General features: G+C 43.5%; 13 protein-coding genes and 1 pseudogene. 6 read left to right on the top strand and 8 right to left on the bottom strand.

Annotated elements, in window-relative coordinates:
* Window positions 1–7: 7 nt before the first annotated feature.
* A complete protein-coding gene (locus F6K64_RS26105; RefSeq protein WP_131826832.1) occupies window positions 8–250 on the bottom strand; it encodes a hypothetical protein in 243 nt (80 codons plus the stop codon).
* Between F6K64_RS26105 and F6K64_RS26100 the strand changes: the two genes are divergently transcribed.
* Entirely contained in the window at window positions 231–401 is a 171-nt protein-coding gene (locus F6K64_RS26100; protein WP_287249349.1) for a hypothetical protein, read from the top strand. The genes F6K64_RS26105 and F6K64_RS26100 overlap by 20 nt on opposite strands.
* Here F6K64_RS26100 and F6K64_RS26095 read toward each other — a convergent pair.
* Window positions 398–1,453, bottom strand: a complete 1,056-nt coding sequence (locus F6K64_RS26095; RefSeq protein ID WP_008182946.1) for a sirohydrochlorin chelatase — start codon at window positions 1,451–1,453, stop codon at window positions 398–400. The genes F6K64_RS26100 and F6K64_RS26095 overlap by 4 nt on opposite strands.
* Before the next feature lie 209 nt (window positions 1,454–1,662).
* Here F6K64_RS26095 and F6K64_RS26090 point away from each other — a divergent pair, with 209 nt between their 5' ends.
* A complete protein-coding gene (locus F6K64_RS26090; protein ID WP_287249346.1) occupies window positions 1,663–2,292 on the top strand; it encodes a Crp/Fnr family transcriptional regulator in 630 nt (209 codons plus the stop codon).
* Window positions 2,293–2,490: 198 nt separating this feature from the next.
* Window positions 2,491–3,102 (top strand): alpha/beta hydrolase, encoded by a 612-nt coding sequence (locus tag F6K64_RS26085; RefSeq protein WP_044492816.1) that lies wholly within the window; start codon window positions 2,491–2,493, stop codon window positions 3,100–3,102.
* A gap of 118 nt (window positions 3,103–3,220) precedes the next feature.
* Here the strand turns inward: F6K64_RS26085 and F6K64_RS26080 are convergent, their stop codons facing one another.
* Both F6K64_RS26080 and F6K64_RS26075 read right to left on the bottom strand, forming a co-directional pair.
* Window positions 3,221–3,475 carry a hypothetical protein gene (locus F6K64_RS26080; protein ID WP_008182940.1) on the bottom strand — a complete coding sequence of 85 codons (255 nt, stop codon included), beginning with the start codon at window positions 3,473–3,475 and terminating at the stop codon, window positions 3,221–3,223.
* Between the two features lie 76 nt (window positions 3,476–3,551).
* Entirely contained in the window at window positions 3,552–5,732 is a 2,181-nt protein-coding gene (locus tag F6K64_RS26075; RefSeq protein WP_287263068.1) for a DUF1565 domain-containing protein, read from the bottom strand.
* Window positions 5,733–5,937: 205 nt separating this feature from the next.
* Here F6K64_RS26075 and F6K64_RS26070 point away from each other — a divergent pair, with 205 nt between their 5' ends.
* The 3 genes and pseudogenes from F6K64_RS26070 to F6K64_RS26060 all read left to right on the top strand — a co-directional run bounded on the left by F6K64_RS26070 (window position 5,938) and on the right by F6K64_RS26060 (window position 8,833).
* Window positions 5,938–7,020, top strand: coding sequence for a thiamine phosphate synthase (locus F6K64_RS26070; RefSeq protein WP_008182935.1), 1,083 nt, complete (start codon window positions 5,938–5,940; stop codon window positions 7,018–7,020).
* Window positions 7,021–7,109: 89 nt separating this feature from the next.
* On the top strand, window positions 7,110–7,331 hold the full coding sequence (gene thiS / locus F6K64_RS26065; protein WP_044492807.1) for a sulfur carrier protein ThiS: 222 nt from the start codon (window positions 7,110–7,112) through the stop codon (window positions 7,329–7,331).
* Window positions 7,332–7,586: 255 nt separating this feature from the next.
* Window positions 7,587–8,833 (top strand): annotated as a pseudogene (locus F6K64_RS26060) (RNA-guided endonuclease InsQ/TnpB family protein).
* A 32-nt stretch (window positions 8,834–8,865) separates the two neighbouring features.
* Here the strand turns inward: F6K64_RS26060 and F6K64_RS26055 are convergent.
* The 4 genes from F6K64_RS26055 to F6K64_RS26040 all read right to left on the bottom strand — a co-directional run bounded on the left by F6K64_RS26055 (window position 8,866) and on the right by F6K64_RS26040 (window position 14,865).
* A complete protein-coding gene (locus F6K64_RS26055; RefSeq protein ID WP_008182232.1) occupies window positions 8,866–10,053 on the bottom strand; it encodes a class I SAM-dependent methyltransferase in 1,188 nt (395 codons plus the stop codon).
* A 103-nt stretch (window positions 10,054–10,156) separates the two neighbouring features.
* On the bottom strand, window positions 10,157–11,365 hold the full coding sequence (gene lhgD / locus F6K64_RS26050; protein ID WP_287266781.1) for an L-2-hydroxyglutarate dehydrogenase: 1,209 nt from the start codon (window positions 11,363–11,365) through the stop codon (window positions 10,157–10,159).
* A 566-nt stretch (window positions 11,366–11,931) separates the two neighbouring features.
* Window positions 11,932–13,161, bottom strand: coding sequence for a class I SAM-dependent methyltransferase (locus F6K64_RS26045; protein ID WP_287266779.1), 1,230 nt, complete (start codon window positions 13,159–13,161; stop codon window positions 11,932–11,934).
* Between the two features lie 474 nt (window positions 13,162–13,635).
* Window positions 13,636–14,865 (bottom strand): class I SAM-dependent methyltransferase, encoded by a 1,230-nt coding sequence (locus F6K64_RS26040; RefSeq protein ID WP_287266777.1) that lies wholly within the window; start codon window positions 14,863–14,865, stop codon window positions 13,636–13,638.
* Window positions 14,866–15,022 lie beyond the last annotated feature (157 nt).

The following is a 15,022-nucleotide window of genomic DNA, read 5'->3' as shown; positions in this document are numbered from 1 at the left end:
TGGTCAGTCAAAAAAGGTTATGGGGTTGAAGGTTGTTCGCGAAGCGTGGCCTATTGGCCAAGGTTATGGGGTTAAAGGTTGAAGGTTGAAGGTTGAAGGTTGAAGGTTGAAGGTTATGGGGTTGAAGGTTGAAGGTTATGGGGTTGTTCGCCTTTGGCGTTCGGTGTAGGGTAGGTTCTTTGGTTGAATGTTGTTCTTGCCCAGGCGTCCCTTGTAGTATAGGTTGGAGGTTGTCTGGATTAACCTTCAAGCTGTTAACCTTCAAGCTGTTAACCTTAAACCTGTCAACCTTCAACCAGCCAACCTTCAACCTTCAACCAGCCAACCTTCAACCTTCAACCAGCCAACCTGTTAACCTTGGCCAAAAGGCCACGCGATCGCGTTCAACCGGCCAACCCTAGGGTGCTTGCCAAATACGCTGGTGGTATTTTTCCAAATCTTGATAGGGGTCTGGAGTATTGTGATTATGCTGGTGAGAGTGGTGGTGGTGGTGATGCCCGTGGTGATGGTGGTGGGAGTGTCCGTTGTCAGCACCATTACCAATCGCTGCTAGGCGGAACTTACACATCTCACAATTCATCTGCACTTGCCCCAACTGAGCCTCGATTTCTCGGTCCCTGAGCACAGATAGCAGCTGAGGCTGAATTCCCATTTCTGGTAAACAGGTCAAGGGAATCTCTGGATAAAGTTTCTGCTGCTGAGCTGTGATATCAAAAATCTTTTTTACTAAAGCCCCGGTAAATAGGAAGTAAGGAAGTACTATAATATGCTTAGGTTGGTAGAGTCGGGCGCGACGGAAGCCTTCTTCTAACCGAGGATGGGTAATGCCAATAAAGCAGGTTTCCACAGTTTTATAGCCACTGCCTTCCCAGAGCATGCGAGCCATTTTGTAAACATCACCATTAGCATCAGGGTCACTGGAGCCACGACCAACAAATAGAAGTACTGTGTCCTTTTTTAAGGCTAGAGGTTGTTGTGTTGAAGGTTCTAGATGGGAACGTTCACCGTTCAACTGGCTAACGGGTAACTCTGGTTGGGGTTGGTCAAGTTTGGCAAGCCGTTGCCGCCATAAATCCAGAATTCCCGTAGTAATTCCAAAATGACGCCCGTAGTGAAATTTGACTTGGGGATATTTTGCCCTTGCCCGGTCTAACTCGTTAGTAACATCAAATTTATTGTGGCGAGCTGCAAACAGTAAAATCGGTAATACAGTCAATTCTGTATAACCCTGCTGGACACAACTCTCTACTCCTTGTTGAATAGTTGGACCAGTCAGTTCCAAAAAACAAGGCACTACTGGCCGAGAACGGTTCAAGGTTTGATAGGTGTGGGCAAAATCAAGGAAAGTCTGACGCCCATCGGGGTCTCTAGTGCCGTGACCAACCATTAATAAAGGGCGTTTTAGCGGTAGGGGAGATAGGGACAATGACTCATCTGTGACATCGATCTTCATACTTCATCCTTGATCATTCATAGCTCATACTTCTACGTCATACTTACATAATTAATTTTATAAAGGGCATTTTAGTGGTAGGCAGGTTAAGGACAATGACTCAGAGGTAACATCGATCTTGTTCCTCTGTGTAATGGCTTAATCTCTTGATTACCGACCCTTTACCTTATTGCCTTAAGGTAGGGAAAGTATCCACCAGAGTTGCCCCTATGCACCAATTTTCGAGAGCAATTCTACAGAGAAAGCAGCAAGAGCCAAAGGTTAAACGCCGATTGCATTTCTACGCTAGGGGTGAGCAGATCCCTCTAGTAGCACAGGGTGTTTGGGAGGTAGACGAAGGCCGAGTCCAGCTGAGTACCCTTTCCCCAGAAGGGGAGGAGATATGGTTGGGTTGGGCAGAGTCTTCTGCATTCTTTGGCAATTGGTTTTCTGTGCTGTCAAGTTATCAGGCAATCGCCCTAACTGATGTCCGTCTCAAATGGTATTCTTTAGCCGAAATCAACAATTCTCCCTATATAGCCCAAACTATTTTACCCCAACTAGTGCGTCGGATGCGACAGACAGAGATCCTGTTAGCAATCTCGGGTCAGCGCCGGGTTGAGGTACGCTTACAACATTTACTATTGCTGTTAAAACGGGAAGTTGGTGAGCCAGTAGCAGAGGGTATTCGGATTGGAATGCGTCTTACTCATCAGGATTTAGCTAATGGGATTGGAACGACGCGGGTTACAGTTACCCGACTGCTCAGCAAGTTCAAGAATGAGGGAGCCATTACTATTGATAGCGATCGCCACATTATCCTAAAGCACGACAGCTTTACAAATGTAGCAGATTGGTGATATTATGCTCAGATTAACAGATATCTTGGGCTGAAACTAGAAAAGCGCGGCATAAAGTAAGTTAGCTATTCGGCTGATGTGGCGTTGCAGCCCCGATTAAGTCCTCAAACCTACTCCCTAGGGGAGAGCTTCAATGTGCGCTAGTTCAGCCCATCTATCTGGAATCCTGATCACTTGTGTTCTTCAGGAGTAAGAGGCCTGTCTCTCGAAGCGATTTCAATTCCACCAGCAAACGGTCAACTACCAGCACGATTGGTCGTAGCTTTACACGGTTGGGGTGCTAATGCTCAAGCTGTGGCATCTCTAGTGCCATTGTTAAACTTGCCCAACACCCAATTTTTAATTCCCGATGCTCCTTTTAGTCACCCTCAGGTAACTGGTGGCAGAATGTGGTACGACTTGTCAAGAGACGACTATCGGAGATTAGAAGAAAGCGAAGAGCGCTTGAACTACTGGCTCCATTCTCTCCAAGGTTTTACAGGTATTCCCCTGTCCTCGACAATTTTGTGTGGCTTTTCTCAAGGTGGGGCAATGGCTCTAGATGTAGGGTTAACCTTACCCCTGGCAGGTTTAGCCTTATTGAGTGGCTATATGCATCGAACCCCTCAAAAGGTTGATTCATCCTTGCCGTCCATTCTAATTGTTCATGGTAGACAAGATACGGTTGTTCCTTTAACTGCTGCTAACCGGTTACGAGATTATTTGCTCAACTTGGGAGCAGCAGTGCAGTACAGAGAATTAGATATGGGTCATGAGATTTCATCAGAGCTTTTAGAATTGCTCCGGGAATTTATTATATTCAATAGATAGTGAACAGAGATGCTCAATATCCTAACTTCTGTGGAATCCCTTTAAAATAGAAAAAACATTATAAAAAACATTATAAAACATTAATTGGGCAAAACACCTCAAATAACTATGACTGTAGTTAATATACCTGTTGAAACAAGTCCCATAGTGTTGAAAATTCCGACTGTGTTAAGTTCCCTTGTAGTTGGTCAAACCATTGCTGTTTAATGTTCCCCATTCCCAGTTCGTAAGCATTCAGCCGTGAGCCTTGGCCTATGGCCACGCTACGCGAATGGCTCACGCTAGTTGAGGTGCTGTCAGCCGTCAGCTTAAAATAAAATTCAAAGTCTGGGGATTTACCCTTGGCCTTGGCCTTTGGCTGATAGCACCTCAACTAGCACCTCAAGTAGTCCATAGGCTGATACTTGAGGTGCTGATAGCTGATAACTTACCCCTGTTCCCTGGTTTGATCAGTAATTCAGAGGCACAATAGTGGTGCTCAAACCATAACTACTGAGTAATTTCAGCACCCGATCAATATTTTCGAGGGTTGTGAACAATCCGGCTTGCATCACAGTTCTTCCTTCAAAGGAGGTCAGGAAAGAATCGGGAATTAGCGATCGCATTAAATCTTGTTGCTGCTCACTCTCAGCATTTACCAAAATCCGGTAACCCTGACTGGGTAGAGCTGAAGTAGGATTATTCTCTTGAGGTCCCCTTTGTTCCGAGTTTGATTGGGTACTTGTAGAAAACACTGGAATTGAGCTACCTGAATTGGAGCTAGCACTAGTATCTTGATTACTAGTATTTTGATTAACCGGTGTACTGATCTGACTAGACATTGACATCATAACGTTAACCTCCTCAGTCGAGGCTGCTGCCGGTGTTGGTTTTGACCTGTCACTTGACGCATCAATCACTTCCTGTGACGGTGAAGCTGTAGTAAAACTGCTAGAATCCTCTCCTGGTTTAGGTGAAGATGTTGGTTCCTCAAAAGATGACTGCTCCTGATTTTGAATAACTTTCAGAGTTAGGGGTGTCAGGGGTTGAGAATGTGAACGTTGAGTCCTAGCATCAGAAGGCTGTTGGGTTTGAGAGGTTTCCTGACTCTGAGTTTGGGACCTTGCTGCTGGTCTAGAAGATTCAGTACTTGCAGAATTATTTAGTGCTGCGTCTTTGCTGATGTTATCAGTCGAGGTAGATGCCTGAGACTCCAAACTCGATGGAACGGGAAATGAAGCTGCTGAGACCTGAGCAGATGTCGGTTCCTTTGTAGGTTCCTTCTCGGCAGGTGGTTGGGATGGGACGACTTGGCTGGGGGTGGTTGGATTCTCCTGAGAATTAGGCTTAGTCTTCTGTGAGTTATTAGAGTTTTCTGCCATGACAACGGCTTGGTTATCAGAAGCATCAGGTGTACTGGCTGGTTTACTAACAGCTGGTTTACTAAAAGCTGGTGTTTCAACCTCCGACTTTTGAATGATATCGTTTTCAGTTTTTACTGAATTAACCTCACTTTTAGTTTCCTGCCCTAGCTGATTACCAAAAGCAATCACAGTAGGCTCAGACTCCTGATTGTTAATGTCAAACCGCCCATTGCCTCGAAATGTATTGTTTAATTTATTGTTTAATGTATTGTTTGTTGATTCTGGTGAATTTCCCCAATCCGGATTAGCTCCGACCTTGAGGACTAATCCATCCAGTTGGGAATTTTCAATGAGGTTATTCTGGAAAAATGGTTGAGCATTGGTTTCAACCACTACCCCATTTTTATTGCCAGTGATGCGATTATTAACGATATGGGGTGCAACGTTTTCGGCAATCAGAATTCCTAAGTCATTATTTTCAAATACATTGTCATCCACTTGAGTGTTTGAGGTTCCGTAAATACTGAGCCCATTGCCTTTATTGTTGTAGAAGTAGTTACTGCGAATTGTTGGTGTACTATTTCCCTCCACAGCAATCCCACTTTTGGTATTCCCAGTTAAGGTATTGTCTTCCACTAAAACCGAACCGACTTCCAGCCACAAACCATAACCTTCTGGATTAGTATTGTTAAGGGTCACGCCAGAAATAATCGTTTGGTCAGCACCTACGATTAGGACATCGTGACTAGCAGCCGTGGCACTAACAAAGGTACCACCGCCGCGAATCACCACATCGTGACCTCTAGTGCGGGGGTTGCCCTGTAGCTTGATACCGGGTTTCAGAAGTAGGGGGAAGGTTTCACCCATGTCACTGCTGTAGATACCGCTAGAGAGTACAATCACAGTATTGGCCTGGGCAGCTTGTAGCGCCTGAGTGATAGTTTTCAACGGTGAATCCTGGGTGCCATCACCACTACTGTCGTTTCCGGTAACTGGGTTTACAAACAAAAATTTTCTTTCTATGGTAAGATCCAGGTTTCTTGCCCGATCATCCTGAGTTGATTGGGCTAAAGCCGTGGTTCCTCCTAATCCTAGTGGCACCATTGTTGAAGGGATAGCTTGGCTGAAGATGCTAAAGGTTAATCCCAGCAAAATCGTTGTCACTGGTAACCCAAGATCAAAGCCTCTAGGCTGATGTTGGTGATGGCAGTGGGAATGATTGGCCTTCGGCCACGCTACGGGATTGGAAATAGTTAATTCTATGGTGTGAATTCTGATCAAACTCATGGCTGTTCTCCTTTGGTCCAATGTTCATGGAATTTGACATAAGAGTTGAGTTGAATGTCAAGCTTGATCGTATCCATAAACTAGGATATTTGTAATCTATTTGTAATCATTTATCACTTGAAATGTGTCCGTTGCTAAATGTTACTGACCGGATAAACAAGCTTTCCATCCACTGTTAGGATAGAGAATAATGGAGTAGTTAGTAATGGATGACCAACACAGCGGCATTATGGGTCAAAAATCGGCGATCTGCCGAATTTTGGATGCAAATTTAGACCGAGCTAGAGAAGGCTTGCGAATTATTGAGGAGTGGTGCCGCTTTGGTCTCAACAGCGCCCAGATGGCTGGGGAGTGCAAGGAAATGCGCCAGGAATTAGCCCGTTGGCACAGCTCAGAAATCAGGATCTTCCGAGATACCTCAGGGGATCCAGGGACTGGACTAACTCATCCCCAGGAAGAACGACGTTCGAGCATTCAGCAGCTTTTACAGGCTAATTTGTGTCGGGTTCAAGAAGCACTACGGGTGTTGGAAGAATATGGTAAACTATACGATGCTCAGATGGGTATAGCCTTTAAGCAGATGCGCTATCGGGTTTACAGCCTGGAAAGCCATTTACTGGGATATCAGCGTCATCAGTTGCTGGAGCGATCGCATCTCTACTTGATTACATCCTTGTCAGACCAGTGGTTTGCCAAAGTAGAGGCTGCCCTCCAAGGTGGACTAACCTTAGTACAGTACCGGGAAAAACAAGCAGATGATGGGGACAGACTTGCCGATGCTCAGAAACTGTGCCAGCTGTGCCATCACTACGGTGCTTTGTTTATTATGAATGACCGGGTAGATTTAGCTCTAGCAGTGGAGGCTGATGGAGTTCATATCGGACAACAAGATGTACCAATTTCCTTAGCACGGCAGCTACTCGGCTCCCAGCGTATCATTGGTTGCTCGACTACTAACCCTGATGAACTACACCGGGCAATTGCTGAAGGAGCAGATTATATTGGTGTTGGACCGGTCTATGAAACCCCTACTAAACCGAGTAAGCCAGCAGCTGGTTTGGATTATGTCAAGTATGCTAAAGAGCATGCTACAATTCCATGGTTTGCAATTGGGGGAATTGATCCAAACAATTTAAACTATGTCTTGGATGCCGGAGCTCAACGAGTGGCAGTTGTCCGGGGGATCATGGAGGCGGAACAACCAACTCTAGTGACTCAATATTTCCTGTCCCAGCTCAAACGAGAGCACACTCTTCGATCTCTTGAAGCTGGGGTTTCTAAACCCTAATGTCAGAAAACTTGATAATAGTTAGACATGTTAGGTAATAAGTAATGGTTACTAATTTTTAATAGCTTGGTGGTGAATATTAGCTGATGATGTCTAACAACACAACTCAAATTACCCTTGAAGTTAATGGTGAATCCCGTACCTGCTCTTGTGACACTAAACTACCCCAGCTATTAGAACAGCTAGGCTTAAATCCGCGCCTGGTGGCAGTAGAATATAATGGTGAAATTCTCCATCGGCAGTTTTGGAACCAGACTCAAATGCAGGAGGGAGACCAGCTCGAAATTGTCACGATTGTTGGCGGTGGTTGACTTCTCGGAGCCATTTGAAAATCTCCCCATCAATCTTCTTGATGATGGGTTTCCAATCGGACTTGATATCACTAAAGCCAACAGTCAAAAACAATCAAACACAAATTAACTCAGGAGTTAACGAGTAGGGGAGTTTGAGGGGACGAAATTCCCCACCCGTCGCAGGGATGGGGAATTTCGTCCCCTCAATTAGCTTGACATGTTACTGTGATATATATATAATAGTAACAAAGGTCGATAAAAGAGGTTAGCGCAGTGAAACATAAAGCCGTCAAACTCAGGATTTATCCCACTCAAGAACAGGTTCATATATTAGCCCAACATTTTGGGTGTGCTCGCTGGTGGTGGAACTATGCACTAAATCAGTGTATAGAAACCTACAAGGAAACTGGCAAAGGCTTGAAACAATCTGCACTTAACTCTATGCTGCCGAAACTCAAAAAAGAGAAAGAAACTGAATGGCTAAAAGATTGCTACTCTCAGGTTTTACAATCTGTGAGTCTCAATCTCAGTCGTGCATATCAAAACTTTTTTGTTCGCGTAGCGTGGCCTACGGCCAAGGTAGAGCGAAATATCCTAGATTCAAGTCATATCATCACCGTCAGTCAATCCAGTACCCCCAAAAAGTCAAACAAGTGGGCGACTGTCTTAAATTTCCTGGAAAGTTGGGAGTTGTTAAAGCAGTAATTCACCGACCACTAGATGGGGAAATCAAAACTGTAACGGTTAGCAAGACTCCTTCTGGGAAGTACTATGCTTCTGTGCTAATGGAGTATGAGTTGGGTGATGCCAAGCCATCTACAGATGGGAAGGTAATCGGTATTGACTTGGGCATTAAGGATTTTGCGATTACCTATGATGGAGAAAAGACTTCTAAGTTTAGCAATCCAAAACACCTAGCTAAATACGAAAAGAAACTAGCTAAAAAGCAACGTATTGCTGCCCGTAAGAAAAAGGGTAGTAACAGGCGCATAAAAGCCAGAAAGATTTTAGCTAAGGTATACGAACAGATTGGAAATGTCCGTCAAGACTACCTCCATAAGCTATCTAGAAAGATAGTTGACAACAACCAAGTAGTGGTAGTCGAAAATCTAAATGTCAAGGGCATGGTAAGCGCTACGCGCACGCTACGCGAACGTAACCATAAACTAGCTAAAGCAATTTCTGATCTAGGTTGGGGAACTTTTGTCAACTTTCTTTCCTATAAATGTGAAAAAGAAGGAAAAGTGTTGGTTGAGATAAACAGGTGGTTCCCCAGCTCCAAGACCTGCTCTAATTGTCATTACCGCATCAAGGAGTTGCCGCTAGACGTAAGGACTTGGGTTTGTCCAAGTTGTGGAACTCACCACGATAGAGATGGTAATGCAGCTAAAAATATTAGAGCAGAAGGGATCAGAGTGCTATCCTCCTCTGGGACAGGGGAGGTAAACGCCAGTGGAGAAGAAGTAAGACCAAGACGCGGACGTCCGTCCAAATTGAGGCATTCTTCCGTGTTCGCGTAGCGTGGCCAAAGGCCAAGCTGGAAGCCCCGACCTCAAAGAAGTAGGTCGGGGTAGTTCACACCTAGATTTTTGCATAACTGTCGAATCTCCTCTTCATAGATAGGGTTCATCACAATAACCAGATCAGGTTGGTAATCCTGGAGAAACTCTGGTGGCACAATTTCTTGTCCCGTTCCAGCAACGTACTTCCCCTGTTTGCGGGGATTGAGATCTACGATGTAATCAATCACATCTTGGCACTTGAGCAGATTCAAAAAAGTAACCCCTTTCGAGCCAGCACCCCATGCTACGGCTTTTTTCCCAGTTTGAGCGATGGTTGTCAGTTTGTGCTGCCAGCTTTCTAACTTCTCCTGAAACCTAGCGGTAAAGCTGGCAATATCGCGAGCCAATACCTCGATTTCATCCGGTTTTCCATAGCTGTTCGGGATTTCCCCATGGACTGGCTTTGCTTCCAGGCAAAGGAACTGACCACCAAACGCCTCCTTGATTTCACTAACTTGAAACCCAGCATTGACAAAAGCTTGCCCTAGAGAAGAGGGGGCGAAATAGCAGCAGTGTTCATAGATAATGTCCCACACCGCTAGATGGCGAAAGGTATCTAAGGCGTTGGGGACTTCAAAGAAAACAATGGTATTAAGGCGAGAACCGATCGCCTGTCGTAGTGGCTTGAGCAAATCTGCGGGATTGGAAATGTGTTCTAGGGTGTGCCGACAACAAATTAGATCCGCTTGATACTCTTGGTAGAGCTGTGAATAGAAATCTTGAACAAACTTGACTTGAGTCTGGAGTTGTTGATGCTCTGACCTAGGAACATAGCTCGGGTCAAAACCTACTCCTCGGTTATTACCTAGTTCACACAGGCAAAGGAGAAAATCCCCTTTGCCACAACCAATTTCAATAATTTCTTTATTGTAGAGATTGTGGCGCTTCAGCAATCCAGCGGCAAGGGATTGGGCATAGTCTTGAAATCGGGGAGAGTAGTGTAAGGAGTTTTCATAGTCCTGGCAATAACCCAATTTAGTAGGGTCAAAGGCTAGGTTGCTAATAAAACCACAGCTAGGACAGAACCCTAGTTTGATATCTCCCTTGGAACAGTTTTGAGCAGTTGGACGCGATCGCCACAGCAGATTACAGTACACTGGCACCGCCAACATCTCAAAAAACACCTCTAAATCGGCAGAGGCACATACAGGACAGTTGTGGTTAGATAACCTGTTCATTTCTAGTTTTCACTCCATGAGACTAGTACAGGGAAAGTACAAATAATCAGCTATAAGCAGTTAGCTGATAGCTGACGGCTGATAGCTTTTAAGGAAACTTGGGTCAGATCATCCTTTCGAGAGTTTTCAGTGTCGGGATTTCACTAGCGATCGCATTACCAATCTCCAAAGAAGCCGTCGCACCAGGAGAGGGAGCGTTACAAACATGCATTGCTTTAGGACTATTGACAATTAAAAAATCATCCACCAGCTTGCCATCATTTTTCAAGGCTTGAGCTCTGACCCCAGCATGGGTGGGAACTAAGTCATCTGCTTGGATTTCAGGAATCAGCCGTTGCAAACTCTTAACAAAGGCAGCTTTACTGAAGGAGCGGATGATTTCCTGAATTCCTGCGTCTCCATGTTTGACAGCTAGTTTCCAGAAACCGGGATAGCTCATGACCTCCACAAAATCTCGCAAGTCAAAATCAGTCTTTCGATAGCCTTCCCGCTTGAAACTAAGTACAGCATTGGGTCCAGCATGGACACTGCCATCAATCATGTGGGTGAAATGAACCCCTAGGAAAGGAAAATTCGGATTAGGAACTGGATAAATTAGGTGCTTGACTAGGTAGCGTTTCTCTGGCTTGAGTTCATAGTACTCACCCCGGAAAGGAACGATTTTAGCTGGAGGCTCAGCATCACCCAACTTAGCAATGCGATCGCTATGTAGTCCAGCACAGTTGATCACAAAGCGAGTGGGATAGTTACCATTGTTGGTTTCCAGTACTAAACCATCCCCAGTTTCCAGGATTTTTTCAACCTTACTATTGAGACGTAAATCCCCTCCCTGGACACTCACCAGTTCAACGTATTTTTCACAGACCTGCTTGTAGTTTACAATCCCAGTCGAATAAACTCGAATTCCAGCTAAACAACGGACATGGGGTTCAATTTCCTTAACCTCTTCACCAGTAATCTTGGCAATCTCTATACCATTTTCCAAACCCCTTTGGTAAAGAGTATCCAGTAATGGTAGTTCTTCTGGTTCAGTTGCTACAATCACTTTGCCACAGATGTCATAATCAATGCCATGCTTTTGGCAGAATGCCACCATCGAGCGGTTTCCTTCATAACAAAACCTAGCCTTGAAACTCCCTGGTTTGTAGTAGATTCCAGAATGAATTACACCACTGTTATTGCCAGTTTGGTGAGCAGCCCAACTGCTCTGTTTTTCCAGTACCAGAATTTTGGCATCTGGATAACGTTGACCCAATGCCATGGCTGTGGATAAGCCAATGATTCCTCCTCCAATAATCGCCAAGTCGTACATAGTTATTTTTATTACTTAAACTATTAAGGTTAACTTTGAATGTTGAATGTTGAATGTTGAATGTTTAACAGTTCAATGTTAAAATTTTAACTTTAAAAGTTAACCGTATCCCTGAGAAAGGTATAATAATGGATAATATAGTGTTTTTTATATGGTGAGGTACACCTTGCAGCTGAAAAGCTTGTTAATTGAGACTTATGGTCTACCTCATTGGAGTAAAAACCGCTATAAACAATTAATTAATCCTCAAAAGTTTGGGTAAGCCTACTCACTTACCATACTTTTTTTTACCAGAAAACCTATTATGATATTTGCCATTTTGACCTGAAAGGACGACAAAAAAATAAAAAATGACAAAGACTTTTTTTCCCGCAAGCATCCAAGCCTTCTGTTATTGCTCAACTTTGCTGGGTGCTTTCTGATGGAAAAATTTTTTCCAAGTGTGTGCAGAAAAAACATAGTTCCCAAGTACACCTAAACAACTCCAGTAAACAATTTATAAGTCATAAGTCTCTTGTTTTTGACTTATGACTCATAACTGATAACTCATGACTAATGACTGATATTTATAGAGATATAACCTCTGTACTTACTCCCATTTTATCCAACATTTGCTGAATTTCATCACAATATATGGAATTCATGACAATCACCTGATCAGGTTTGTATTCCTTTAAAAACTCTGGTGCCATAATTTTTTTACCAACACCAGGGATAAATTTGCCATGACGATGGGGATTAATGTCTACCACGTATTCAATTTTGTCTGTGGTATCAAGAGTGGTTAGAAAAGCCACACATTTGGAACCCGAACCCCACACTACAACACGCTTGCCTTCAGCATGCATCTGCTCTAAGTGCTGCCTCCAATTCTCCAGCTTCTTGCTAATCTCGTTGGTGAAGTTTTTGACATGCTGGGTCACTTCCTCAAGACTCTCTTCCAGAGGATGTACTTTGTCAGATGGGATGCTGACAGGTCGGGTTTCAATTAACAGATATTGTTCACCATAAGCTCGATACAGGTCAGTCACTTCAAAACCACAGTTGCGGAATAATCGCGCTAGGGATCCAGGGGTGAAATAGGAGCAGTGTTCGTAGTAAATGTCTTCAAAAGCTAAGTCTTTGAGTACTCGTATGGTATCTGGTATCTCAAACACCACAACGGTATTGAGGCGATCGCCAATGGAGCGGCGCACGGTATTAATAAACTCAGCAGTAGGATAAATATGCTCTAGGGTATGGCGACAACAGATAAAATCACCTACATACTCAGCATAGCATTCTGAGTAATAGTCTTGAATAAAGGTGACCCGGTCAGCGGCTTCACTCTGGACTCGTCCTACTACAGCCGACGGGTCAATACCAACACCGCGATTGTTACCTAATTCGCACAGCAGCAAGAGAAAATCTCCTTTGCTACAACCAATCTCTATAATGTCTTTGTTATGAAGGTCGTATTTGTCGATCAGATGATTGGCTAGATCAAGGGCAAACTGATTGAAGGTTGGGGAAAAACTCTGTTGGTCTTCATAATTGGGAGCGTAAGCTGACCACCTGGAATCAAAGGAAACATTAGTAATGAAGCCGCAGTCTTGACAAAACCCCAAAACCACATCACCGCAAGGGAAGTTTAGGGCTGCGTCTTGGGTTGACATCATTAAGCAACTGTGAACTGGTACGTTATGTACTTCATAAAATAGGGATAATCCTTGGTTTCCACAGTTGGGACAAATATGTTCTGATAATGAAATCGGTTGTGTGTGAGCAAAATTTTTGGGCAATGCTTGTTGTATCATTTTGAGTGACTTGTTTATAATTTAAATGTGCTGTTATTAGGACTGCCTATACTAGTCGATTCTGTAAGCTCAATAAAAAAAAATTTTGTCTTTACTATTTGGCGTTCGGGTAGCTTGACCTAGGGTCAATCCCATAATTCAAGCTTACGATCGCCAACAACAATGTTATCAAAACCTATAATTAGCAACGTATTGACTTTATACTAAATATTTTCAAATATATCATTTACAAATTCCACCCCCAAACTCTGCTGCTGTTGCGAGACAGAGCAGAGCATGATTCAGATCATAAAGTGCGGAAGTTCGCTAAGGTAAAATTGGCAATTATCCGTACCCTCCCGCACTACAAATCATGATCAAGCTGACTTAAATTATAGCATGTATAAAGTAGTTGACGTATACAAGTGTGGGATTTTATGGAATAGTGATGGATCGCTACTCCCTACTCTCTTCCTTGACCGTCAACCATAAACTCTAAAGAATCTTTGGTTGTGGAATCGGAATAATAAATTTACCTCCTTGTTGTCGATACTCTTCCTGTTGCTGCAAAATCTCATCAGCAAAATTCCAAGCTAGCAGCAAGACATAATCTGGTTTATCCTCTAACAGTTTTGATGGTGGAAAAATAGGTAAATGATTAATGCCCATGTAGCGACCATGTTTGAACGGATTTAAATCCACTACATAATCCACCAGGGTTTTATTAATCCCAAAATAACTGAGCAGAGTAGTTGCTTTAGCTGCTGCTCCATAGGCTACTACCTTTTTACCCTGTTTCTTCAAATCCCAGAGGATATCCAGTAAAGAAAGCTTAATTTCCTGAACACGATTAGCAAAATCACGATAGTAATCAATGCGGTCAACTCCCCGCGCTACTTCTTCTACTAATAGAGATTTTACGGATTCCTTAACCTGTTCCTTAGGCTCCACAAATAGGCGTAACGAACCCCCATGGATTGGAGTACGTTGGATATCATTTAGGAATAAACCATGTTTCCTAAACAACCGATCCAAAGCAGTTACTGAAAAATAACATAAGTGCTGATGGTAGATAGTGTCAAATTCACAGTGATCGACCAAGTCAACCACATAGGGTACTTCAATCACAGCTACACCAGTCTCTTTCAGCAGAACCCCAATTCCTGCTACAAAGCCATTCAGATCTGGCACATGAGCCAAGACATTGTTAGCAAGAAAAACATCAGCTTTCCGTCCTTCAGAGTGTAGCTCTATTGCCAAATCTTTCGTAAAGAATGTACTAAGAGTAGGAATACCTGCTTTTTGGGCAGCTTCTGCAGGTCCAGAGGCTGGGTCAATTCCCAGCACTGTAATTCCTTTTTCAAGAAAGTTCTTGAGCATATAGCCATCATTACTAGCTGCTTCAATTACTAGACTGTTGCTGTTGAGTTGTCTTGATTCAATGATGGCTTGGGCACTATCTCCAAAGTGTTTTAGTAACGATTTTGATACAGAAGAAAAATAGGGGTAGTCTCGACAAAATAGGATTTCGGGCGGGACACTTTCGGTGATTTGGACTAAACCACTGCTAGGAGAAAACGCCAGATCCAATGGCGCAGTATATTCAGGTTTATCTAGCTGGTCTTTAGTAAGTAATCCATCAGCTAATGGGGTGTAACCGAAGGAAATAATTAACTCTAAGTCATCAGTGCTGTTAGCACGACAAATAGGCATGGAATTATACATTATTAGTTTAATAATATCACTGTTAATTGTTGACTGTAAACGGTTGGCAATTAACTGTTAACCATCAACAAAAAAAATATCCAGAACCATAGGCAAGTTAACTGTTTGTTAAATTTAACTAATTCTCCAGAGTGCCTGCAACCAGTGTTTCTGGCCT

Origin of the sequence: Moorena sp. SIO3A2 (assembly GCF_010672265.1) — a bacterium.
GTDB lineage: Bacteria > Cyanobacteriota > Cyanobacteriia > Cyanobacteriales > Coleofasciculaceae > Moorena > Moorena producens.
The sequence above is the reverse complement of the archived record's forward strand: the minus strand, read 5'-3'. Positions and strand labels throughout refer to the sequence as shown.

Bases quoted from the DNA above. Each gene is read 5' to 3' on its own strand.
- F6K64_RS26045 (WP_287266779.1), bottom strand. From the start codon at position 13,161: ATGATACAACAAGCATTGCCCAAAAATTTTGCTCACACACAACCGATT.
- F6K64_RS26090 (WP_287249346.1), top strand. From the start codon at position 1,663: ATGCACCAATTTTCGAGAGCAATTCTACAGAGAAAGCAGCAAGAGCCA.
- F6K64_RS26040 (WP_287266777.1), bottom strand. From the start codon at position 14,865: ATGTATAATTCCATGCCTATTTGTCGTGCTAACAGCACTGATGACTTA.
- F6K64_RS26075 (WP_287263068.1), bottom strand. From the start codon at position 5,732: ATGAGTTTGATCAGAATTCACACCATAGAATTAACTATTTCCAATCCC.
- F6K64_RS26070 (WP_008182935.1), top strand. From the start codon at position 5,938: ATGGATGACCAACACAGCGGCATTATGGGTCAAAAATCGGCGATCTGC.
- thiS (WP_044492807.1), top strand. From the start codon at position 7,110: ATGTCTAACAACACAACTCAAATTACCCTTGAAGTTAATGGTGAATCC.
- lhgD (WP_287266781.1), bottom strand. From the start codon at position 11,365: ATGTACGACTTGGCGATTATTGGAGGAGGAATCATTGGCTTATCCACA.
- F6K64_RS26055 (WP_008182232.1), bottom strand. From the start codon at position 10,053: ATGAACAGGTTATCTAACCACAACTGTCCTGTATGTGCCTCTGCCGAT.
- F6K64_RS26095 (WP_008182946.1), bottom strand. From the start codon at position 1,453: ATGAAGATCGATGTCACAGATGAGTCATTGTCCCTATCTCCCCTACCG.